The following is a 20,916-nucleotide window of genomic DNA, read 5'->3' as shown; positions in this document are numbered from 1 at the left end:
TCACAGATTCCAGACGTGGGCGACCTTCGCGATGAGCGCGTCCTGACGCCTCTGTAGGACGTCGAGCGTCCAAACAGGCTCCGCAAGCACCTGATTGGTGAGAGCGAAGTTGCTCGTCCCGCCTTTCGCGCTGAAATACTTCGCTTTCTTCACCGCAAAATCCGCGTTGTTCGCCTGCGCGTTCTTTCGCCGGGTCAGCAGAAGCAGGTTGGCCAGCTTGTGGACCCAGGCCTCGCGCTGCGCGGGATCGGGGAAGTCCGCCGCCCACTGCCCGCCCGCCTGCACCGTCTGCGGCAGCACATGCTCCACGCTGATGGTCGCGTGGTCGTAGATGGCGCCCCCTGCCGCGAGCATCGAATCGAGGCGTAGCAGCAGCGGGAGGCGGATGCGGGTCTCGGTGTAGATGTCGCCTGCCAGCGCCTGGCGCACCCCTGCCTTATCGGCGGGCGTCAATTGCAGTGGTGAATTCGCCGCGAGCAGGTCCGCGCCCTGCTGAAACGCCTCCAGCGCCGCCCCATACCGTCGCAGCCGCGCATTGGTATCCGCGCGCGTCAGAAACAGCCCATAGGCGAAGCGCTCCAGCGCGTTCACGAAGTGCAGCAGATGGGCCGGATCAGCGCCGTGCCGGGCGAAGACTTGGATGGCGAGAGGTTGCCAGTCGAAATTGTCGATCCGAGCGAGATGGCGGAGTGCCGCGTTGATCGCGTCCGCGTGCTGGAAGGTCTCGAAACTCGCATCGCTGATGGCGTGGAAGGCCTCGCCGTAGGGGATGAGTTCCTGGTCCACGAACACTGCGGGCTGCTTGGCCGTGGGTACGTGCTTGCGGAACTCCGCGATCAGCGTCTCGCTCATCTTCTGCTTGCGGTGGATGGTGCGGATGTGGCCGAACAGTTCGGCGAAGCGCACCCGGCCGAGTTCCGCCTCCAGCTCCTCCCACTTCTCGGTGTAGTCATCCTGCTGCGCCTGCGGGATGGCGCCGATGATTTCGGCCTTCAGGATGTCGGCGGGCGAGAGGTCGAGGCCCCGCGAATTCATCACTGAGAAAATGCGGAACGCCGATTCCTGATCAGACGCGGCCACCACGACCAAGAAGCATCGCTGGACCAGATAGATCGCTAATGCGGCACGCTCTGCGTCTGGAAGTCCGGAAAGCCTCTCGCGGAACAGGCTGGCGTTCTCCACCATGCGAGCGCGAGCGTCATCGAGGCTGCGCGGGTCCGGCAAAGTGTTGGTCGCGCCCCTTTCCTGTATCGTGCTCCGAAAGAACGCTGCGTCGCGGTCGCGCAACGCAAGGCGGAAGCGGTCCTGCGTGCCCTGCAAGGCATTACCCACCTCGCAGATGAATCCGTGTGCAGCATCGGCGATGGCGGGCGACAGGTCCCGCAGCACACACAGGAGGATGGTCAAGGTGGTCAGGCGTTGCTGCCCATCCACCACATCCGCCTCACGCTTCTGCGGCGCCTTGATGAGCACGACGCTGCCCAAGAAGTAGGGGTCCGCCTGGCCGGGCTGCGGGTCGCGCCCCCAAGCGGCCTCGATGTCACCGAACAGCTCCCCCGCCTGCTCGGTCGTCCAGGCGTAGGGGCGTTGGTAGGAGGGGATGCGGAACAGGTAGTCGTCGCACAGGATCTTCTGCAGCGGGCGTTCCGCGGCCTCGATGGTGTGTCGCGTCATGCCGTGGCTGCCAGCATGCAGTCCGCGCCAGGAACTTTTCCCGATCGGCCAGAGTGATGGTCCAGGTCGGCGCGATGCGCAGACGTCCACGCCAGCGCCGTATGGCGAGTCCACCTCATTCAGCAGCCTCCTTCAGCTCTGCCTCCATCAGGGCACTGAGCCGAGCTAGCGCGTCTGCGACGATCCGCCCCTGTGCCTCGATGCTGGCGATGATCTGCTGCGGCGTGCGCTCGTCGGTTACGGTAACCGCGTTAGGGTTCACGGCCTTCAGGTCGAACACCGCCGCATCGATGGCTGCCGCTTGAGCCTCGAGTTCGCGGGCCTCCTTCTCCTTCTCGCGGATCTTGGTGCCGACGGCGGTAATCTCGCCATCGTCAGCCCTGCTTCTGCGTAGATCCTTCAGCTGCTCCTTCAGGTCGACGACATCGGCCTTCAGCGCGGCTACTTGGTCGACCAGCGGCTGCATCTCCTCGCGCGCCTTGGCGCGCCGCGCCGCAAAGTCCACGGTCCATGAGTAGCGGCTCTCGGCGGCGGCCGTACCCCGCGCCGCAAGCTGTACCGCATAGCTCGGGAAGGGCTGGCCTTCGTTGGCCTCGTCCGCGCGCCACTCGACCACCAGGTTCGCAGGCAGCTTCGCGTCCGGCAGCGCGGAGCCGTCGGGCGCGAAGCCGAAATGCGCCAGTGTCAGCGGCGCCTTCTTGCCGACCTTCACGTGCGAGAGATCATAGTACCAGATGCGCTCGGTCTTGCCGCCCTTGGTGAAGAACAGCAGGTTCGTCTTCACGCCGGCACCAGCCGTGGAGAAAACGCCACCAGGCAGGCTGATAATCGCCCAGAGATCGCATTCGTCCACAAGCTTCCGCTTCGTCTCCACGAAGGCGCTTTCATTGGTGCGGAAGAGCAGGCCCTCATCAAGCACGATGGCGCAGGTGCCGCCAGGCGCGAGCTCGCCCAGGATGTCCTGCACGAACAGCACCTGGGTGGAACTCGTTTCAAAGGGGAAGTTCTTCTGCGCGTCCTTTCCCTCTTTTCCGCCGAAGGGCGGATTGGTCAGGATCACGTCGAACTGCCTCGGCGCCTTGTCGAACAGGGCAGGATAGGTCGCACGGCGCGTGAGCGCGTTGCCGTGCCAGAGGTTTGGCTGGTCAATGCCGTGCAGGACGAGGTTCGCGAGCGCAATCGGGAAGACGAGGTTCTCCTTCTCGCGGCCGAAGAAGGTCTCCTGCTTGAGCTTGTCGATGTCGGTGCTGCGGGCTGCGGAGCCAAGCTTGCGCGCGATATGCTCGTAGGCGATCGCCAGGAAGCCGCCGGTGCCGCAGCACGGATCGTAGACCGTCTTGCCGAGGGATGGGTCAACAGTGTGCACCATCGCGCGGATCACCTCGCGCGGGGTGAAGAATTGGCCGCCGTCAGAATTCTTCTCACCCATCTTCAGGAGCAGGTCTTCGTACACCTGAGACAGGGTGAAGAAGTGCCGGTCATCGATGTGGTCGATGCTGATCTCGTGCACCTTGTCGAGGATGTCGCGCAGATTAGCTTCCGAATCGACGCGGACGCGCTCCACGGCCGTCATGATGCGGCCGATGATGCGCTGCTTCGGCGTGGCGCCCGGAAGCGGGAGGTTGGTGCGCGGGTCCACATCCAGGCTGTGCAAATGCGGCAGCAGGTCCTTGTTGATGAAGTCGAACAGCTTGCCGTCGCCGGCGGCGAAGAGTTCCTGACGCTTCCAGCCTAGTGGCTTGCCTTCTGGCGTCTTGGGGTGGCCGGGTTTGTCTGAATGTGGGGCGGCCCAATCCTGCCAGCGATAGGGGCTGCGGAGCGCGGGGGTGAAGGTCGCTCCGACCGCCTCCGCCTTCTCCTGGTCGCGCGTCTCCTGTGCGTCGAGGATACGGAGGAACAGGATCCAGGTCAGCTCCGGCACATACTGCAGCGCGCTCGCGCAGTTGGAGCGACGCATCACGTCGCAAATGCTTTTCACGAAGGCTGAGAGCGACTGCGTCGAAGCGATCGTCTTGGCGGCCTTGGAGGCTTTCGTCGGGCGGGCCATGCTTAGTTCTCGAAAGCTTGGGAAAGAATTTTTGGCGGGAGCAGTTCGATCTCGCTTAGGCGACCTTCTAGGACGCGCTTAAGGGGCTTCAACTCCTTCAGCGCCGCGGAGGCGCGTTGTTGCTCAGCCAAAGCGGGCAGCTCGATTTCGCCTTCCGCCAGCCGGTTGAACAGCATGCGTTCGCGGACCGCACCACGCGCCAAGGAGTTGATGCAGGCGGCGCCGAGTGGTGATCGCAGCCAGTAGTAGAACCATCGAGAGTCGACCGTCTCCGCTTTACCCTGCAATGCCACATAGTCGGGGCTTGTGATTCCGGCCGTGTCGTCGTCATCCACAAAAGCGATCGAGCCGATGAGTATGCGCATCGGATTATAGAAAACCGTGCCTGGGAAGATAGGTTTGTACTTCGGAGCGTGTTTTCCGGGGGACTCTTTGGCGGGAGCTAAACCATCCCGCGTAGCGCCTAGGACCGGATAGTCCACCCATCTCTCGCCAATGCCTGATTTGACCTCCTGCAAGACTTCGCCAAGCGAACGGCGTTCGCTTCTGCCTGTCCGAATACTTTCATAAATAAGGGCATTTGCGAGGCGCGAAACTTCCGTCGCCTGCGTTTCCGCTGCGTGCCGTGCCGCTTCGAACTCATTCATTTGCGACTTCAGATGCTCAGCGATCCGTCGTTGTTCGTCTAGCGGCGGCGAGATCAGGGGAAAGGCACCGAGCACTTGCTGATTGATAGTCGCGATGCCTGTGGTCTTTTTCGCACGCGCGAGGAAGTATTCTTTGCCGTACGGTGAAGCCATTTGGAGTGCTACATAGTCGGGATCGTATTGGTCCTTTGCAAAGCGAACTCGGAAAATATGGTTCTGATGGATGCAAACGGGCAGCTGTTTTCGCCAGCATGTCCCCCGTCCCAGTTTATCCAAATCACCGCCTTCCGTTAGGAGTAGATCGCCGTCCTGTAGAGCCCACTTCTTGATTTCATTTCGTGTGGCTCGCACAGTCTTGACATCGGACAGCGAAAGGAACCCGTCCTGAACATTTGCGACGCGCAGGTAAGGTACCTCGATGAGGTCTGTCTCAGATGTCTTTCTACCAAGCGTGATGCCCGCCGCGATTTCGGCGACGTCTTCGAGCGGGTGAATGCTCCAACTTGTCATGCGCGGAACAAACGCCCCTTCGCCTCATGCACGACGGACGTCGGCTTGCCGAGAACGCGTAGTGCGTCGAACCCACCGGCCAGCTTGATCTCCGGCACTTCCCACAGCGCAGGGGTTTCGAGCGCGTCGGTGCCGCCCTTTTCAAACTGAGTTCCGAGTCCCTTCAGCACGATGGCAGCCTTCGGATCCATGGCATTGAACCAGGGCTGATTCGTCGAGACGTATAGCGCGTTGCGCTCAGGGCGACGTAGCGCCTTCGCGTGGTATCCATGGTGACCGAAGAAGTCGTAGAGGTCGAAGTCAGCCATTTGGTCGATCTCACGGATGACCTCCGGGCTGAAGTTGTCGCCGAGTAGATGGTCGATCAGCCCACGCCGCTTCTGCGTCTCGATCCAGAGGGCACGAAACTCGTCGAGCGTATGCGCCTCGCGGATCACCCGCTGAATGACTTCGCGCCGATACTCGTCCACAGGAATGGGCGTGTCGCGCCCATCCCGGCGGCTCAGGATGAAGCGGCCTTGCGGGTTGATCAGCACGGACTTACCGGCGACCTCGGCGACGGCCGGGCCATCCCCGCCGCCGCCGTCGCCGCCGGGATCACCTCCTCCGCCACCGTCACCGCCGCCGCCGGAGCGCGGCGGCTTGCTGATGAAGTCAGTACCGAATAGCAGGGTCACGTCGGTGTAGTCGTAAAGCCAGAATTTGTACTTCTGCGTCTCCTCGTGGATGCGCGTGCCGCGACCGACCATCTGGTAGAATTTGATGGACGATTGCAGGTAGCGGAAGAACACAACCGCGTTGAGGCGCTCGATGTCCACACCGGCTTCGAGCAGGTCGACTGTGCACGCGATGAAGGCTCGCTCACCCGAGCCTCGCAATGGCTCGATCATGTCGGCGCCGTTGTTCGCTCCGCCCATGCACTTGAAGGCGTAGTGGTCCTTGGGCGTCTGCCCGCGTTCCCTGCACCAGCGCACGTAGAGATTGTTCATCTGCTGCGCCACGCGGTCGGCGTGGATCTCGCGGTTGCAGAAGATGATGACTTTCTGCTCGGGCCCGCCATTCTCGCAGAGCAGCTGAAAGAGGTCGGCGCACATCTTCGGCGTGCGAAGCTCGATGAACACCTCGTCGTCGAAATCCTTGCCGGTGTACTCGTCCTTGGTGAGGTCGTCGGCCGTCAGCAGTTTGCCTGTCTTGATGTCGCGTGCGCCCGCCGCCAGAAGCTCGGCCTTGGTGAAGACGGCGCTGTCGATGCTGGCCTTTCGCCGCACGATCTCGCAGGCGGCGAGATACCCATCCTCCTGCGCCTGGATGAGCGAGTACTCGTAGACCGGCTCGCCGAAGTACTGCCGGTTGTTGGCGGTGATCTCCTGGTCCTCATGGGACGCCTTCGGCGACTCGCGCAGCTTGCGCGGGGTGGCTGTGAGGCCGATGTGGATGGCGCTGGGATTGCGTTTCAACACCTCCGACCAACGACCCCAAGCCGAGCGGTGGCACTCATCGATGATGATGACGCTGAAGGCGTCCTCGGCGTAGTGCTCGGTTAGGAAGCTGGCGAAGCCATCATCGTCGTCCAGACCAAGGGTCTGATAGGTCGCGATGTGGATGCGGGCATTGGCTGCGGCGTTGCCGCCGCTTTCCGTCCTGACGATGCGCGCATTGTCCCCGAAGGCAGCCTTCAGCTTGGTGTAAGCTTGGCCGCGAAGCTCGTCCCGGTCACAGAGGAATAGCGCGGGCTTGGGCAGGAGGCCCGCCTGTGACAGGCGCCACAGCAGGTTGGTGGCGATGATGGTCTTGCCGGCGCCGGTGGCCAGAGACAGCAGCACACGCGGTGACGCACCAGCTTGGCGGTCAAGCAGGATATTCTCCAAGGCCGCGCGAATGGCGGCGTCCTGATAGTAGCGGCTTTGCGACCAGGCAGGGCTGTCGGCCTGGAACAGAACCTCAGCTTCGGGCTTCGTGAGGTCGATGCCGCTGTCCTTCGCGTAACGGGCCTTGAGGTCCGGGTGCGTCGGAAAATCGGTGAACTGGAATGGCCCACCGATCAGTGAGGTGAACCGATCGTACTCGCCGTAGCGATGGCCGTTGGTGGAGAAGACGTACTTCACATCGAAGCGGAGGGTGTCCGCATAACCGCGTGCCTGCTGCATGCCCTTCAGCGGATCTTCGGCTTCCTTCTTCGCCTCGAGCACCGCGACCGGCAGTGGCTTCGGCGCGTCGCCCAGCGTCACGCACAGGAGGTAGTCGGTGCGGCCAGGCCCCTTTCGGCGACGCCCCTTCGGACCAGTGGGTTCAACCGGCGGCGGGGTGAGGACGGTTTCGAGCGTGATGTGCTCGCGGCTCACGTAGCCCTTATCCCTGAGGACGGGATCAATGAGATGATAGCGGGTGTCCGCCTCGTTCATGCTCATTGGGCGGCTCCTGCCGCCGTCCAGGCCGCTTCCAGTTGCTGATCGGAAGGCACGCGAATCACGTCCATCTTTGAGCATATGGCCACGCGGGCACCGTCGTCCCTCAAAAAGCCACACTCGTCCCAATGGCGGCTGGGTTCCGAAGAGGGGGAGTTCAGAATCGGGTTGTCGATGACGGGGCCGCTCACAAACGAAAGGTGCCACGGAACAGGCCCGCGCTAAATAGTGAAGAAGGAGAAAGCGTTATTCGTGGGCATCGGTACGGGCGAAATGATCGCGCTGTCCGACCCAGTCGGCGGGAGTTGGTTCGAGCAGAGACGGCGAGGTCATGCCGGATGGCGCCCGGCCATCCAGGGCAGCCTCGACGAGGTCCGGCGCCAGCAGGGTCGCCCGGAGCAGGCTTCCGAGGTAGCCGCGATCGAGGCTTTCGGCCGCGGCAAGCTCGGTGATGGAGGCGTAACGCCCCTCGTCCAGCATCCGCTGATACCGGAAAGCCCTGGCGAGAGCCTTCACCAGCGCCGGGTCCGCCCTTGTGGTAACTGCCGCAGGTCCCACCGCCACCGGCGTGACGATCGTCTTCCGACCCGGGCGGCGTCGGATCGCCAGCGGCACCCGGACCGTAATGCTGGTAGCAGCGGTCATGCCACAGCCCTCAGTGTATCGGGCCGAATGGCGGTCAGATCGCGGACGAGGCTGCCGAGCCCGTCCAGCCGCAGCCGAATATCCGCGCCCCCCGGGCCGACGACGACCCGCTCTACCAGTAACCGCACAATCCGCGCCTGCTCCGCCGGGAATAGCTGCTCCCAAAGCGGGTCGAGCCGGCCCAGCGCCTCGCGGACCTCGCCCTCCTTTAGGTCCGGCATTTCCGCCCGCGCCTCGAGCCAGGTGCCGACCACGATCTCGGGCTGGCGCAGCAGGGCGCGCACCTGGGCGATAACGGCTCCCTCGATCTCGGCCGCCGAGACGCGCCGCACGAGGCTGTCGTCGCCGTTCGTGCTGCCTTTCAGTACGCGCTGCGCGACGTAGTAGCGGTAGAGCCGACCGTTCTTCCTGGCGTGGGTCGGCGACAGCGCACGTCCGTCCATCCCGAAGATCAGCCCCTTCAGCAGCGCCGGCGCCTGCACCCGGTTCTGGTTGGCGCGGATTCGCGGGCTGACCTGCAGGATTGCGTGTGCCCGGTCCCACAGATCCCGCGGCACGATGCCCTGGTGCTCGCCGGGATAGACCTGCCCCTTGTGCGAGGCCTCCCCGACGTAGGTCCGATTGTTCAGCAGCTTGTAGACATCACCCTTGTCGAGCGGTCGCCCGGACTTGCTGGTGGCGCCCTCGGCCCGAAGGCGGGCCGCCGTCTCGATGCCCGACCCGGTCTCGGCGAAGATCTCGAACACGCGGCGGACGCATGGGGCCTCCTCCTCGTTGACCACCAGCTTGCGGGCTACGACGTCGTAGCCGAGCGGTACCTTGCCTCCCATCCACATCCCTCGCGCCCGCGACGCTGCGAACTTGTCGCGGATGCGCTCGCCAATGACCTCGCGCTCGAACTGCGCGAAGCTGAGCAGGATGTTGAGCGTCAGCCGGCCCATGCTAGTGGTCGTGTTGAAGGACTGCGTGACCGAAATGAAGGTGACGCCATGCGCGTCCATCACCTCGACCAGCTTGGCGAAATCCATCAGCGAGCGGCTGAGGCGATCAATCTTGTAGACCACGATCACGTCGACGAGCCCGGCTTCGATGTCAGCGAGCAGCCGCTTCAACGCAGGACGCTCCAGCGTGCCGCCGGAGAACCCGCCGTCGTCGTAGCGGTCGCGGACCAGCACCCAGCCCTCGGCGCGCTGGCTGGCCACGTAGGCCTCGCAGGCGTCGCGCTGCGCGTCGAGGGTGTTGAACTCCTTGTCCAAGCCCTCGTCGGTGCTCTTCCGCGTGTAGACCGCGCAGCGCAGCTTCTTCGTGCTGGCGGGCATCGCCGTGGTGGTGGCTCGCGTCTTCATGCGCCACCGCCTGGCTGGCGCAGGCCGAAGAAGGTCCAGCCGTTCCAGCGCGTCCCAGTGATGTGCCGCGCGATGGCGGACAGAGACCGATACGGCCGGCCCTCGTATTCGAAGTCATCGGCACGGACAGTGACCACGTGCTGCACGCCCTGCCATTCCCGAATGAGGCGGGTGCCGGCCAGCGGGCGGCTGTCGGCGCGGATACGGCGCAGCACCACGTTGCCGCCGTCCAGTTGCTCGCCTAGCGCTACCAGCCGATCGACCGTCTCGGGCTTCAGCCCGCCATAGGCGAGCTCCTGGATTCGATACGCCAGCCGGCTCTGGATGTAGGCTCGGTTCCAGGGCGGCGGCTCCTTGCCGAAGAGCTCTCGCCACTGCTGTTTCAGGTCCGCGGTGGGCGCGGTCTGCAGCGCGGCGAGGCGCGGCAGCACCTGCGTCGGCGGGATCTTCGGGATGGTGGGCGCCGGCGCGGGCGCGGTCGTGGATCGTCTGGTCATGCGAGTCCCTTCCTGTTGGGGTTCGCATGCAGGCGCTGGTGGGCGGTGGAGTGTAGGCGAAGGTCTCCCGCCCCCCGAGCTATCTCGGCATCCCGCGCATCGTCTTCGGCAGCGCGGCTGCGCAGCCGCACCAGGCCGCGCGCCAGGATGGAGCAGACCTCACGCAGGTGCGGCGGGATGTGCTGGTTTGTGGGGAGGCGGGGCGGCGCTGGCACAACCAGCCATTACCCATCGGCGCCGCCATCCGTATCATTTGGCAGGGCATTTTTGATTCGACACGGCCGCGTGAGCTTGGCTAGAACGTCCGGCGAACATTACATGGAGTTTAGATGGCCAGCGACCTCAAGAAGTTCGTCAATCCCAAGTTCCTCCGCACCGTCCCCCTTGCACTCCTCCGCGAGCTCTTCGCCCGCCAGCCGGAAGGGCTTCGCGGCTTCGACCTCGCCGTGTTCGACCGTCCTGCCGCTGAAGCCCGCGACACCCTTGCCGCTTTGTTCGCCGGGCCGGAAGACGCCATGCCGCAGGGCGTCGTGGCTGACCCCCACCGAATTGCCGAGCTTGGCACCGAGCAAGGCATGAACCAGATCCAGGCCCGCGCCGAAGCGCGAGGGCTCCGGATCGATCCTCTGCTCGACGCGGACGGACGGCCCATCCCGCTCGACCCCAAGCAGTTCGCGATCCTCGCCTTCCTACAGCAGCCGACCGTCTTCGATGCCGTGTCGGACATGATGGCGCGCGAGGCGCGGTCGTCCCTCGCGGAATACGTCGGCGAGGACGAGGGCGTGGCGCCCGACCTGACCGACGAAACCCGCCGCGCCTTCGAAGAGGCCGCACAGGCCATGTTCGAGCGCGACCACCGCGGCGCCTATTGCCGGATCGGCTGGTATGACGACGGGCCCCTGCACATCCTCGTGGTCACCCACGGCGCGCCGGTCAGCGTAGTCCCGGTCATCGACGGCGGGCAGGAGCGCGTGATCAGCTACCGCAGCGTCGATCAGGCGGTGCTTTCCTATCATCCCGGCACCGGGCGTCTCGGCGTCGCCGGCGTGGTGAAAGCGCGGCGCGCGGAACTGGCAGAAATGTTCGCGGCGCACCTTCTCGACCGCCCGGGCTTCTTCGCCGGTGAGGACTGCCAGGACCTCTATTCACTCGAGGCGGTGGAGCGCGCAGGCATCCACTTCGAAGTGAACCACGCCCACGATCCGGGCATCCGCCGGGTCGAGATCGTCGAGGTGCAACTCGACCGCCTTGGTGCGGCGGAACGCGATGGCGAGCCGCCCCCGGTGGAAGCGTGCTTCGTGATTCGCTGCTTCCGGGGAAATGCGCTGGCAAGGGTCGCCGAGTTCAGCGGCGAGCGCCCCGCTTTCGCGCCCGGCCGGTATCGCCTCGGTCACATGACCCTGCGGGTGCATTTCGACACAGGCGGCAGGCGCGCCGCCAAGGTCACGGTGAAGGTCAAGCCTCCCTCGCACGCTATTTTCAAGCGCCATCGCTTTGAAGACCGGGTGATGGAACTGCTGCGCCGCAACGGGTTCTGCCGTGTCCGCCAACCTGCCGCATTGCCTGCTGCAGCGGAGTGAGGCTGGTCCCGCGCCGGTGATATGGGGCGGGGACATCCTGCCCCAGCACGAGCGCGCCATCGCCTATTTGCTCGCGAGCGGACTTCTGGTGGAGCGCGCGCCGGCCACGTCCTGGCCGGTGTGCGATCGGTGCGACGGCGCCTGCGGCGAGCGCGAGGTGCTGGAGGTGGACGGCGCGCTGGTCGCCGAGTGCCCGAACTTCCCCGACCGGACGCGGCGACTGCTGCCCCACGAGGTGCGCAGTTTTGCCATTGCGATCCGCGTTCTTGTCGAGGAGCTCGCGAGGGCTTCGGGTCTGACGGGCGGGACGGAGGAGATCGCGCGCGGGACGTGGAACCTCGGCGCCACGGCGGGCGGGCGGGCCGTCATGCTCGTGCTCGACGACACGATTCTCGCGTCTCCCGACGCCATCGCGCTCCTCGGGCGCTTCGCGACGCTGGCTTCCGCCACGGTTCTCGTGCCTGACGCGACGGCACCCGCGGCCAGCCGCCGGCTGAGGGATGCAGGGTGCCACGTGGTGAGGACAGCAGTGGCGCTGGAGGCCGCCGTCCTCAAGCTCGATGCCGATCGCCTGATCCCCTCCGTCGCGGTCGAGGCCCGCCTGGTCATCCAGGTACAGGCGAAAACCGCCATGCTGGATGGCAGGCGGCTGAACCTGACCGACCAGCCCTTCGCGCTCCTTCTGGCACTGGCGAGGGCGGCTGGCCAACACGCCGGTTTCGTGCCGCTGCGCGACCTTGAGGCCGCGGTTTACGGCAACGCCCTCCAACCGGAATCTCGGCCTGTCCGGGACGTCGTGCGCGTGTTGAAGGACCGCATGGCGCAGAGCCAACCTGCGGAGACGGCCGCAGCGGTGCGCGACCTGATCGCGAACCGACCTCCGGCAAGCTACCGCCTTGTCCTCACCGCGTCCGAGATTGCGATCTCGCCCTGACCGGCGGCCCACTCCCCGCCCACACCGCACCCACACCACACCCACCCTGCCGGACGGTCCAGCCGTCAGGGTCTCTCCATCACCTCGATGGAGCGACCGCCGATGGCCCAGCGCCCTTGCTTCCCTGACCTCACCCCCGCCTACCGCCTGGTCGATGCCGCCGCGGGCGCGATGTGCCGCAGCCTTGGCCTGCCGCCCGATGAGCGCGACGACCTGCGCCAGGACCTCCTTGTCGACCTGCTGACCCGCCTGCCGTCCTACGATGCGGCGCGCGGTGAGTTCGGCGCCTTCGCCCGCGTCTGCATCCGGCACGCCGCGACGCGCCTCGCGCGAAAGGCCAAGCGCGACCGCGCAGCCCGCCACCCCAGCGGCCTCGACGACCCGTTGCCGGGCCAGGAGGGCGTGACGGTGGGCGCCGGCATTTCCGAGGGCGAGGGCTACAGCGCCTGGTGCGGCCAGCCCACCGACGCCGTCGCCGCGCTGGAGCGCCGCCTGGATCTGGAGCGGGCCGGCGCCGCCATGGACGCCGGCGATCTGCCACTGTGCGGCGCGCTGTCCCGGCAGACGCCCCACGAGTTGGGCAAGGGCGGCACGATCCCGCGGGCGCGCATTTACCGCCGCATCACCGAGATGCGGCTGCGGCTACTCGCCGCCGGCGTCACCTCCGCCGCCTGATACGGATCAGACGGGAGCTGGGTAATGATGGACATGCAGCCAACCATCCCCACCGGCACCGCGCCCGCGGTGCCTCTCACCGAGGCGGCTCTCTGCCGCTGGCTCGGCGCCGCCGCCCCCGGCGACGCCATCACCTACTTCCGCGGCACTCTGGCCCGCAGCATCTGCCCGCAGCTCGGCCTGCTGGATCCGGCTGAGCGTGTGGCCCTGGCCCGCCTCGCCGGCCGCGCCTGGATGCTCTGCGAGCAGGGCCTCGCGCATCTGGTGCAGCGCCGCCGCGGCGAGGAGGACTTCGAGTACCTCATCATCGCCCGCCGTCGCCCTCGCCGCGCCGCCTCCGCCATCCTGCCGATGCTGCTCGCGGAGGCCGCGTGATGGACGCGCTCCGCACCAACCGCCCCACCCTCGACGCGCTGCGCCACATGCCGGTGAGCGACGTCATCGCGCTCCCCGCCGAGCATCTGGCGCTGCTGCAGACCGATGCGCGCGAGGCGGTCGAGGCCGCCAAGCGCATGCAGGACTGGATCGAGGCCGCGATCGCGCTCCGCTACGAGCAGCGCGCCATCGGCGCCCGTGCCGCTGCCGGCAAGGACACCGGCACGGTCCGCTTCCAGGACGGCGCCGTGGAGATCGCGGTCGATCTGCCGAAGAAGGTGGATTGGGATCAGGCGCGGCTTGCCGCGCTGTTCGAGCAGATCCGCGCTGGCGGTGAGGATCCCGGCCAGTACGTCGAGGTCAGCTTCAAGGTCTCCGAGCGGGCCTATAGCGCCTGGCCCGATCGCATCCGCCAGGCCTTCGAGCCGGCCCGCACCGTGCGCGCGGGTCGCGCCACCTATCGCCTCGCCATCCTGTCCGAGACGGCGCTGCGCGACAGCCCGCATGGGGCCGGCGTCATCCCGCTGCGGGGAGGCCGCTGATGGCGCTGCGCATCATCACCGCCGACGAGCGGCAGGCTGAGGCGCGCGGCATCAAGGCCGTGATCTTCGGCAAGAGCGGCATCGGCAAGACCTACCTCCTGCTGACGCTCGATGAGGGCAGCACGCTGTTCATCGACCTGGAGGCAGGCGATCTCGCCGTGCAGCACTGGCGTGGCGCATCCATCCGGCCGCGCACCTGGGAGGAATGCCGCGACCTCGCGCTGTTCCTGGCCGGTCCCAACCCCGCGCTGCGCGACGACCAGCCCTATTCCGCCGCGCAGTATGCGCGCGTCCTGCAGGCCTATGGCGATCCGGCGCGCATGGACGGCTTCGCCACGATCTTCGTGGACAGCATCACGGTCGCCGGTCGGCTCTGCTTCCAGTGGTGCCGCGGTCAGCCCGAGGCGCATTCCGAAAAGACCGGCAAGCCCGACATCCGCGGCGCCTACGGGCTGCATGGCCGCGAGATGATCGCCTGGCTCACGCACCTGCAGCATGCACGCGGGCGCAACGTGATCTTCGTCGGAATCCTTGACGAGAAGCTCGACGACTTCAATCGCCGCGTCTTCGTGCCGCAGATCGACGGCAGCAAGACCGGCCTCGAGCTGCCCGGCATCGTCGATCAGGTCATGACGCTGGCCGAGATCAAGCCGGACGCCGCTCCCGGCCAGCCTGCGGTCGCGTCCTTCCGCGGCCTGGTCTGCCAGACGCTGAATCCCTGGGGCTATCCCGCGAAGGATCGCAGCGGCCGGCTCGACATGCTGGAGCCGCCGCATCTCGGGCAGCTCTTCCAGAAAATCCGCAGCCCATCGCCGCCGATCGACGCGCACGGAGCGCCGTCGATCGCGCCGCCCGCCGCCAACCCCAACACCTGATCGGAGCAGAAGCACCATGGCTGCCTGGAACGACTACAACGACGCCCAGTCCAACCCGAACCTGATCCCCAAGGGGACGCTGGCGAAGGTCCGCCTCACCATCCGCCCCGGCGGCTTCGACGATCCGAGCCAGGGCTGGACCGGTGGCTACGCCACGCGCGGCAGCACCGGCGCCGTCTATCTCAACGGCGAGTTCACCGTGCTGGAGGGACCCTACGCCAAGCGGAAGATCTTCACGCTGATAGGCCTCCACAGCCCGAAGGGGCCGGAGTGGGCGGGGATGGGCCGCAGCTTCCTGCGCGGGATGCTGAACTCCGCGCGCGGCATCTCCGACAAGGATGTCTCGCCCCAGGCGCAGGCAGCGCGCCGCATCGGCGGCTTCGCCGACCTCGATGGCCTCGAGTTCGTAGCGAAGATCGAGCACGGCACCGACGCCGGCGGCGAGACCAAGAACGAGATCCGCATGGCGGTGACGCCGGACCATCGGGACTACGCCCAGCTAATGGGGCGACAGTCGGCGCCGGCGGGTTATGCACCGCCCGCCCAGACCTATGCGCCGCCCGCCGCTCCGGCCATCCACCAGGGCGCCTTCCCTGCCGCCCAGCCCGCCGCCGCCGGCGCCGACCCGCGTCCCGCCTGGGCGCGCTGAGGGAGTGCCGCACCAGCATGATGCTCCGCCCCCGCCAGAAGCTCTTCGTCGAGCGCAGCCTCCGTGCGCTCGGCGAGCACGGCAACACCCTCGGCGTCGCCCCGACCGGCGCCGGCAAGACGATCATGCTGTCGGCGGCGGTGGGCGAGCACGTTGGCGGCAGTGGCGCGAAGGCTGCGGTCCTCGCGCATCGGGATGAGCTCACGGCGCAGAACCTGGCGAAACTCCGCCGCGTGAATCCTGACGTCACTACCTCGGTGGTGGATGCCGGCCAAAAGTCCTGGGGCGGCCAGGTCACCTTCGCCATGGTGCCGACGCTGACCCGCCAAGCGAACCTCGAGGCGATGCCGGCGCTGGACCTGCTCGTGATCGACGAGGCGCATCACGCCGTCGCGGACAGCTATCGCCGCATCATCGATCGCGCCCTCGACCGCAACCCCGACTGCCGGATCTACGGCGTCACCGCAACGCCGAACCGCGGCGACAAGATCGGGCTGCGCCGGGTCTTCTCGAACGTCGCCGACCAAATCCGGCTCGGCGAGCTGATCGCCTCCGGCCACCTGGTGCCGCCCCGCACCTTCATCATCGATGTCGGCGTCCAGGATGAGCTGCGCGCGGTGCGGCGCAGCGGCGACGATTTCGACATGGGCGAGGTCGCCCGCGTCATGGACACGGTGCCGGTCACCGACGCCGTGGTGAAGCACTGGCAGGAGAAGGCCGGCGGCCGCCAGACGGTGGCCTTCTGCTCCACCATCGCCCATGCCGAGCACGTCGCCGCCGCCTTCAACGCGGCCGGCGTCCCCACCGTCATGGTGACCGGCGACATGCCGGAGGGGGAGCGGCGCTCGGTCCTGGCCGCCTATGCCCGGGGTGAGGCGCGCATCGTCGTGAATGTCGCGGTGCTGACGGAGGGCTGGGACCACCCGCCCACCTCCTGCGTCGTGCTGCTGCGGCCGAGCTCCTTCAAGTGCACGATGATCCAGATGGTCGGCCGCGGGCTGCGCACCGTGGATCCCACCGAGCATCCCGGCTTCGTCAAGCGCGACTGCATCGTGCTTGACTTCGGCACCTCCTCGCAGATCCACGGCTGCCTTGAGCAGGACGTCGATCTCGACAGCCAGCCCGGGGAGGGCGAGCCGCCCACCAAGACCTGCCCCTCCTGCGAGGCAGAGGTGCCCATCGCGGTGATGGAGTGCCCGATCTGCGGCCACGCCTTCGAGCCCCGCGGGCGAGAGACGACGCCGCTCACCGACTTCATCATGACGGAGATAGACCTCCTCCGGCGCTCGGCCTTCCAGTGGTGCGATCTGTTCGGCGATGACGCCGCGCTGCTGGCCAACGGCTTCAACGGCTGGGCAGGCATCTTCTTCCTGAACGGGGCCTGGCACGCCGTCGGCGGCGCCAAGGAGGAGCGGCCGCGCCTGCTGTCCATCGGGGAGCGGCTGGTGGCGCTGGCCGCGGCGGATGACTGGCTGAACACCTACGAGACGGACGAGAGCGCCCACAAGAGCCGGCGCTGGCTGCGCGAGCCGCCGACCGAACGCCAGCTGATCCATCTGCCCCCGGCGGCACGGGCCGATCTCGGCATGACCCGGTACCAGGCCTCGGCGCTGCTGACCTTCAAGTTCAACCGCCAGGCCATCCAGCATCTCGTGCGCAGCGCCCAGCCCGCGGCGCTGGGGCAGGCGGCATGATCAGTGGCCCGCTCTCCGGAACCGCCCTGCGCCGTCTGCTCCCGCCCGGCGCGTGGCTTTGGCTGGTTCGACCCGGCACCGCGGAAGAAGCCGCGGCCCTCGGTCTCCTTCTGCTGCATCGCCTGCCAGGGCTTCTGGTCGCGCTTGGCGGGGAGATCGTCCGCCATGGTTGACCTCACCGAGCAGGAAAAGGCCGCGATGCGCGCGGCCATGCGCCGCGTCGCGGAGACCATGGCCGAGATCGGCTGGGGCACCCGCTTCCAGGAGCTGAGCGAGGCGCAGGTGCTCACCCTGATCGAGGTCGCCGTCGGCGGCTTCCAGGAGGCAATGCAGGCGATCGCGCGTCAGGACATGGCGGCGGAGGTGCCCTTCTGATGCTCGACTTCAACAGCCGCAGCCAGACCTCCGCGCATGTGAATGCCGCCATCGACGCGGCGCTGGTCGCCTCCAATCAGGCAGCGCCGCCGCGCAGCTACCTGGGCGGCTCCCGCCTCGGCCATGCCTGCGAGCGGGCACTGCAGTTCGAGTTCGTGAAGGCCCCGAAGGACGAGGGCGCCGACTTCGACCGGCGCCTCCTACGCATCTTTGGCATCGGGCACGCCCTGGAAGATGTCGCCGTCGCCTGGCTGCGCGCCGCCGGCTTCGATCTCTACACGCGCAAGGGCAATCGACCGGACGGCGAGCAGTTCGGCTTCTCGGTCGCGGGTGGTCGCATCCGCGGCCATGTCGATGGCGTCTTCGCCGGAGGCCCGACCATCCCCGGCATGGCGTTCCCCGCGCTGTGGGAATGCAAGACCATGAACGCCAAGGCTTGGCGCGAGACGTCCAGCAAGGGGGTGGCAGCCAGCAAGCCGATCTACGCGGCGCAGATCGCGGTCTACCAAGCCTACATGGACGCCAACGTCCCCGGCGTGGCGGACAACCCGGCGCTATTCACCGCCATCAACAAGGATACGGCGGAGCTGCACCACGAGCTGGTGCCGTTCAACGCGGAACTGGCACAGCGCATGTCAGACCGGGCGGTGCGCATCCTGGCCGCGACCGATGCTGGCGAGTTGCTGCCCCGTGTTGCCGCCCAGGCCGATCACTTCGAGTGCCGCTCCTGCCCCTGGGCCAAGCGCTGTTGGACGCAGCCTGCATGACGGCTTGGGGCGACTTCAACGATGCCGAGCCACTGCCGGAGGATAGCGCGAGCGAGCTTCCCGGCGCTGGGCAGATCGCCCTCGATCAACTTCCCGGCGCTCAGCAGTCGACGCCTGAAGCCGATGGCCCCATCGCGCCGGACATCGAGCAGATCGCCGCCTTCCTCGACGTGGTGTTCGGCTATTGCGACGGGCTGATCCCGGTCCGCGGCTTCGTCGACCAAGGCCAGGGGCTCGACACCAAGCCGCACAACATCTGGGTGCCGGCCGATCGGCACGCCGCCGCATCTCTCAGCGCGTATGCCACCTGGGCCGCGCGCGAAGGCAGCGCCGTCTATGTCATCCCCGGCACCGTCGCCGAGCAGGGCCAGGCCCGCGCCGAGCATGTGCTGCAGATGCAGACCGTGGTGGTCGATCTCGATGCCGGCGACATCACCGCCAAGCTGGCGCACCTAGTCCACCACCTCGGGGGGCCGACCATGCTGGTCGAGAGCGGCGGCCGCACTGCCGAGGGCGCCGCCAAGCTGCACGCCTGGTGGCGGCTCACCGAGCCGGCCGAGGGCGACGACCTGGCGCGGCTCTGCGCGCTGCGTGGCAAGATCGCGGAGAAGGTCGGTGGCGACCTGCACTTCCGATCCGCTCACCAGCCGATCCGCGTGCCTGGCACCGTTCACCAGAAGCATGGCGTGCAGCGGCGGGTCATCATCCGGGAGCACCGGCCCAGGGTCGAGGTCGAGCTGCCCGACTTCGCCGCGGCCGTTGCCGCCATGCCCACCATGCCGGGCCTGGAGGCGCCGGCCGCCCATGGCGCCAACCGTCCCGGTCTCGACGCCGTCCTGACCACGCCAGTGCGGGAGGGCGCCCAGGACGGTTGGACGCGCTTCCAGGGGGCGAGCGCCGCGATCGGCCACTTCGTCCGCCAGGTGCATGAAGGCCGCCTCACGCCCGACCAGGGCTGGGAGGCCATCTGCGGCTACAACGCCGCCTGCCTGCGTCCGCCCTGGCCGCTCGATCGCCTCAAGGCCGAGGCGGACGCCATCTGGGCGCTGCATGTGGACCGCAACGGCCCGCCGCTGCTGCGCAGCGATGCCGCGCCCCCGTCCGCTGTTCCGACCCACACGCTCGGCGCGCTGCTCGACGACACCTCGCCGATGCCCGACGATCTGATCGGCCCTCGCCTGCTTACCCCGGGTGGGATGCTGGTGCTTGGTGGCGCGCCGAAGGTCGGTAAATCCGACTTCCTGATCAGCCTGCTCGTGCACGCCGCCGCCGGCGCGCCGTTCCTGCGCTTCACCGCGCCGCGCCCGCTGCGCGTGTTCTATCTCCAGGCCGAGATCCAGTACCACTATCTCCGCGAGCGCCTGCAGCAGCTGCGCCTCGACCGCGCCGTCGTTGCCCGCGCGCGGGACACCCTCGTCGTCACCCCCAAGCTGCGCATGCTGCTCGACGAGCACGGCGTGCCGCTGGTGGCTGCCGCCATCCGCCAGGCCTTTCCCGACGCGCCGCCGGACGTGATCTGCATCGACCCGATCCGCAACCTCTTCGATGGCGGCCCGGGCGGCGAGGGCGAGAACGACAACGCGGCGATGCTGTTCTTCCTGCAGAGCCGCGTCGAGGCGCTGCGCGACCAGGTCGCCCCCGAGGCGGGCATCATCCTGGCGCACCACACGAAAAAGCTCAGCAAGCAGCATGTGAAGGACGATCCCTTCCTGTCGCTCTCCGGCGCCTCCGCGCTGCGCGGCTTCTACACCTCCGGCATGATCCTCTTCCGCCCTGATGAGGAGGAGACGCCGCGCGAGCTGCATGTCGAGCTGCGCAACGGGCCCGGCCTCAATCCGCTCCTCATCGACAAGCGCGGCGGGGCCTGGGTCGAGCTCGACCGCAAGGGCGAGCGCATCGTGCGGCGTGACCTCGGCGCCCGACTCGATGCCGAGCGCAGCCGTCGCCACGACGTCATCCTGCAGATCATCGCGCAGGAGGCCCGCGAAGGGCGCGTGTTCACGGGCGGCGCCTTCGCGGCGCAGTTCGAGAACACCCACGGTCTCGGTGGCAACGACACCATCGCGCGCCGCATCAACGTCCTCGCCAACAAAGGCTACATCAAGTTCCTGCGCGCCGCCCCGGAGCACGGCATTCCTGCCAGCAAATCCTCCAAGGGCTATCTGCTGGTGCAGGACATGCTCTTCGCGACGGGCGAAGAGACAGTGGATCCCGAGACCGGCGAAATCACGCCCACGCTGGTCCGGCTGCTGCCCAGCCACTTCCAGTCCGACACCAACAGCGCCGTTCTGCCGGTCGAGAACCCCGAGGTCTGGGTGCTGAACGACCCGGAGGTCGAGGCATGATCGGCCCGATCGGAACGCTCCCGCACCGTGCGGAACTTGGTGCGGAACTTGGCAGTTCCGCAAGTTCCGCAGCGCTGCGGAACTTCCCTGCGGAACTTGATTTACCTAAGCAAATCAACGGGTTCGCCAAGTTCCGCAAGTTCCGCAAACCCGCTTTGCGGAACTGTCTTGCGGAACTTCAAAACATCCAACCCGATCAATCGGTTAGGTTGGGGACTCATTTGCTCCATTCGGTGACGGCAGTGACGAGGGCGAGTGCGGCGAGGAAGTTTCGGGCGAGGCGGTCGTAGCGCGTGGCGATGCGTCGCCAGTTCTTGAGCCTGCAAATGAGGCG

The 20,916-nt window shown here is 67.0% G+C and carries 18 protein-coding genes and 1 pseudogene; 11 read left to right on the top strand and 8 right to left on the bottom strand.

Annotated elements, in window-relative coordinates; genetic code table 11:
• The 7 genes from ACI6QG_RS17350 to ACI6QG_RS17320 all read right to left on the bottom strand — a co-directional run bounded on the left by ACI6QG_RS17350 (position 1) and on the right by ACI6QG_RS17320 (position 9,771).
• Entirely contained in the window at positions 1–1,674 is a 1,674-nt protein-coding gene (locus tag ACI6QG_RS17350; RefSeq protein WP_407025847.1) for a DUF262 domain-containing protein, read from the bottom strand.
• 115 nt (positions 1,675–1,789) lie between these two features.
• Positions 1,790–3,721: a class I SAM-dependent DNA methyltransferase gene (locus tag ACI6QG_RS17345; RefSeq protein WP_407025846.1), complete on the bottom strand. Its 1,932-nt coding sequence runs from the start codon at positions 3,719–3,721 to the stop codon at positions 1,790–1,792.
• Positions 3,722–3,723: 2 nt separating this feature from the next.
• Positions 3,724–4,878, bottom strand: coding sequence for a restriction endonuclease subunit S (locus ACI6QG_RS17340; protein WP_407025845.1), 1,155 nt, complete (start codon positions 4,876–4,878; stop codon positions 3,724–3,726).
• A complete protein-coding gene (locus ACI6QG_RS17335; protein ID WP_407025844.1) occupies positions 4,875–7,286 on the bottom strand; it encodes a DEAD/DEAH box helicase family protein in 2,412 nt (803 codons plus the stop codon). Before ACI6QG_RS17335 ends, ACI6QG_RS17340 begins: the two co-directional genes overlap by 4 nt.
• A 243-nt stretch (positions 7,287–7,529) precedes the next feature.
• Positions 7,530–7,928, bottom strand: a complete 399-nt coding sequence (locus tag ACI6QG_RS17330) for a hypothetical protein (protein ID WP_407025843.1) — start codon at positions 7,926–7,928, stop codon at positions 7,530–7,532.
• Complete coding sequence (locus tag ACI6QG_RS17325) at positions 7,925–9,274, bottom strand: recombinase family protein (RefSeq protein ID WP_407025842.1); 1,350 nt, start codon at positions 9,272–9,274, stop codon at positions 7,925–7,927. Before ACI6QG_RS17325 ends, ACI6QG_RS17330 begins: the two co-directional genes overlap by 4 nt.
• Positions 9,271–9,771, bottom strand: a complete 501-nt coding sequence (locus ACI6QG_RS17320; protein ID WP_109873311.1) for a DUF2924 domain-containing protein — start codon at positions 9,769–9,771, stop codon at positions 9,271–9,273. The genes ACI6QG_RS17325 and ACI6QG_RS17320 overlap by 4 nt, the downstream gene beginning before the upstream one ends.
• A 329-nt stretch (positions 9,772–10,100) precedes the next feature.
• Between ACI6QG_RS17320 and ACI6QG_RS17315 the strand changes: the two genes are divergently transcribed.
• The 11 genes from ACI6QG_RS17315 (at position 10,101) to ACI6QG_RS17265 (ending at position 20,582) form a co-directional block, all read left to right on the top strand.
• Positions 10,101–11,351 (top strand): hypothetical protein, encoded by a 1,251-nt coding sequence (locus tag ACI6QG_RS17315; protein ID WP_407025841.1) that lies wholly within the window; start codon positions 10,101–10,103, stop codon positions 11,349–11,351.
• Positions 11,311–12,285 carry a hypothetical protein gene (locus tag ACI6QG_RS17310; RefSeq protein WP_407025840.1) on the top strand — a complete coding sequence of 325 codons (975 nt, stop codon included), beginning with the start codon at positions 11,311–11,313 and terminating at the stop codon, positions 12,283–12,285. Before ACI6QG_RS17315 ends, ACI6QG_RS17310 begins: the two co-directional genes overlap by 41 nt.
• 102 nt (positions 12,286–12,387) lie before the next feature.
• Positions 12,388–12,960: a sigma factor gene (locus ACI6QG_RS17305; protein WP_407025839.1), complete on the top strand. Its 573-nt coding sequence runs from the start codon at positions 12,388–12,390 to the stop codon at positions 12,958–12,960.
• A gap of 24 nt (positions 12,961–12,984) precedes the next feature.
• Positions 12,985–13,335, top strand: a complete 351-nt coding sequence (locus ACI6QG_RS17300; RefSeq protein WP_407025838.1) for a hypothetical protein — start codon at positions 12,985–12,987, stop codon at positions 13,333–13,335.
• Positions 13,335–13,877, top strand: a complete 543-nt coding sequence (locus ACI6QG_RS17295; RefSeq protein WP_407025837.1) for a hypothetical protein — start codon at positions 13,335–13,337, stop codon at positions 13,875–13,877. Before ACI6QG_RS17300 ends, ACI6QG_RS17295 begins: the two co-directional genes overlap by 1 nt.
• Positions 13,877–14,752 (top strand): ATP-binding protein, encoded by an 876-nt coding sequence (locus ACI6QG_RS17290; RefSeq protein WP_407025836.1) that lies wholly within the window; start codon positions 13,877–13,879, stop codon positions 14,750–14,752. The genes ACI6QG_RS17295 and ACI6QG_RS17290 overlap by 1 nt, the downstream gene beginning before the upstream one ends.
• 16 nt (positions 14,753–14,768) lie before the next feature.
• Complete coding sequence (locus ACI6QG_RS17285; protein WP_407025835.1) at positions 14,769–15,401, top strand: hypothetical protein; 633 nt, start codon at positions 14,769–14,771, stop codon at positions 15,399–15,401.
• Positions 15,402–15,418: 17 nt separating this feature from the next.
• Positions 15,419–17,095: a DEAD/DEAH box helicase gene (locus ACI6QG_RS17280; protein ID WP_407025834.1), complete on the top strand. Its 1,677-nt coding sequence runs from the start codon at positions 15,419–15,421 to the stop codon at positions 17,093–17,095.
• Between the two features lie 165 nt (positions 17,096–17,260).
• On the top strand, positions 17,261–17,470 hold the full coding sequence (locus ACI6QG_RS17275; protein ID WP_040613988.1) for a DUF6511 domain-containing protein: 210 nt from the start codon (positions 17,261–17,263) through the stop codon (positions 17,468–17,470).
• Positions 17,470–18,237 (top strand): PD-(D/E)XK nuclease family protein, encoded by a 768-nt coding sequence (locus tag ACI6QG_RS17270; RefSeq protein ID WP_407025833.1) that lies wholly within the window; start codon positions 17,470–17,472, stop codon positions 18,235–18,237. Before ACI6QG_RS17275 ends, ACI6QG_RS17270 begins: the two co-directional genes overlap by 1 nt.
• The gene (locus ACI6QG_RS17265) at positions 18,234–20,582 is read left to right on the top strand and encodes an AAA family ATPase (RefSeq protein ID WP_407025832.1); all 2,349 of its coding nucleotides are present in this window, start codon (positions 18,234–18,236) and stop codon (positions 20,580–20,582) included. Before ACI6QG_RS17270 ends, ACI6QG_RS17265 begins: the two co-directional genes overlap by 4 nt.
• A 217-nt stretch (positions 20,583–20,799) precedes the next feature.
• Here the strand turns inward: ACI6QG_RS17265 and ACI6QG_RS17260 are convergent.
• Positions 20,800–20,916 (bottom strand): annotated as a pseudogene (locus ACI6QG_RS17260) (IS5/IS1182 family transposase); the annotation flags it as partial.

Source organism: Sabulicella flocculans (assembly GCF_045449635.1).
Taxonomy (GTDB): domain Bacteria; phylum Pseudomonadota; class Alphaproteobacteria; order Acetobacterales; family Acetobacteraceae; genus Roseococcus.
The sequence above is the reverse complement of the archived record's forward strand: the minus strand, read 5'-3'. Positions and strand labels throughout refer to the sequence as shown.

Coding starts and splice junctions, on each gene's coding strand:
- ACI6QG_RS17350 (WP_407025847.1), bottom strand. CDS start 1,674: ATGACGCGACACACCATCGAGGCCGCGGAACGCCCGCTGCAGAAGATC.
- ACI6QG_RS17345 (WP_407025846.1), bottom strand. CDS start 3,721: ATGGCCCGCCCGACGAAAGCCTCCAAGGCCGCCAAGACGATCGCTTCG.
- ACI6QG_RS17340 (WP_407025845.1), bottom strand. CDS start 4,878: ATGACAAGTTGGAGCATTCACCCGCTCGAAGACGTCGCCGAAATCGCG.
- ACI6QG_RS17335 (WP_407025844.1), bottom strand. CDS start 7,286: ATGAGCATGAACGAGGCGGACACCCGCTATCATCTCATTGATCCCGTC.
- ACI6QG_RS17330 (WP_407025843.1), bottom strand. CDS start 7,928: ATGACCGCTGCTACCAGCATTACGGTCCGGGTGCCGCTGGCGATCCGA.
- ACI6QG_RS17325 (WP_407025842.1), bottom strand. CDS start 9,274: ATGAAGACGCGAGCCACCACCACGGCGATGCCCGCCAGCACGAAGAAG.
- ACI6QG_RS17320 (WP_109873311.1), bottom strand. CDS start 9,771: ATGACCAGACGATCCACGACCGCGCCCGCGCCGGCGCCCACCATCCCG.
- ACI6QG_RS17315 (WP_407025841.1), top strand. CDS start 10,101: ATGGCCAGCGACCTCAAGAAGTTCGTCAATCCCAAGTTCCTCCGCACC.
- ACI6QG_RS17305 (WP_407025839.1), top strand. CDS start 12,388: ATGGCCCAGCGCCCTTGCTTCCCTGACCTCACCCCCGCCTACCGCCTG.
- ACI6QG_RS17300 (WP_407025838.1), top strand. CDS start 12,985: ATGATGGACATGCAGCCAACCATCCCCACCGGCACCGCGCCCGCGGTG.
- ACI6QG_RS17295 (WP_407025837.1), top strand. CDS start 13,335: ATGGACGCGCTCCGCACCAACCGCCCCACCCTCGACGCGCTGCGCCAC.
- ACI6QG_RS17290 (WP_407025836.1), top strand. CDS start 13,877: ATGGCGCTGCGCATCATCACCGCCGACGAGCGGCAGGCTGAGGCGCGC.
- ACI6QG_RS17285 (WP_407025835.1), top strand. CDS start 14,769: ATGGCTGCCTGGAACGACTACAACGACGCCCAGTCCAACCCGAACCTG.
- ACI6QG_RS17280 (WP_407025834.1), top strand. CDS start 15,419: ATGATGCTCCGCCCCCGCCAGAAGCTCTTCGTCGAGCGCAGCCTCCGT.
- ACI6QG_RS17275 (WP_040613988.1), top strand. CDS start 17,261: ATGGTTGACCTCACCGAGCAGGAAAAGGCCGCGATGCGCGCGGCCATG.
- ACI6QG_RS17270 (WP_407025833.1), top strand. CDS start 17,470: ATGCTCGACTTCAACAGCCGCAGCCAGACCTCCGCGCATGTGAATGCC.
- ACI6QG_RS17265 (WP_407025832.1), top strand. CDS start 18,234: ATGACGGCTTGGGGCGACTTCAACGATGCCGAGCCACTGCCGGAGGAT.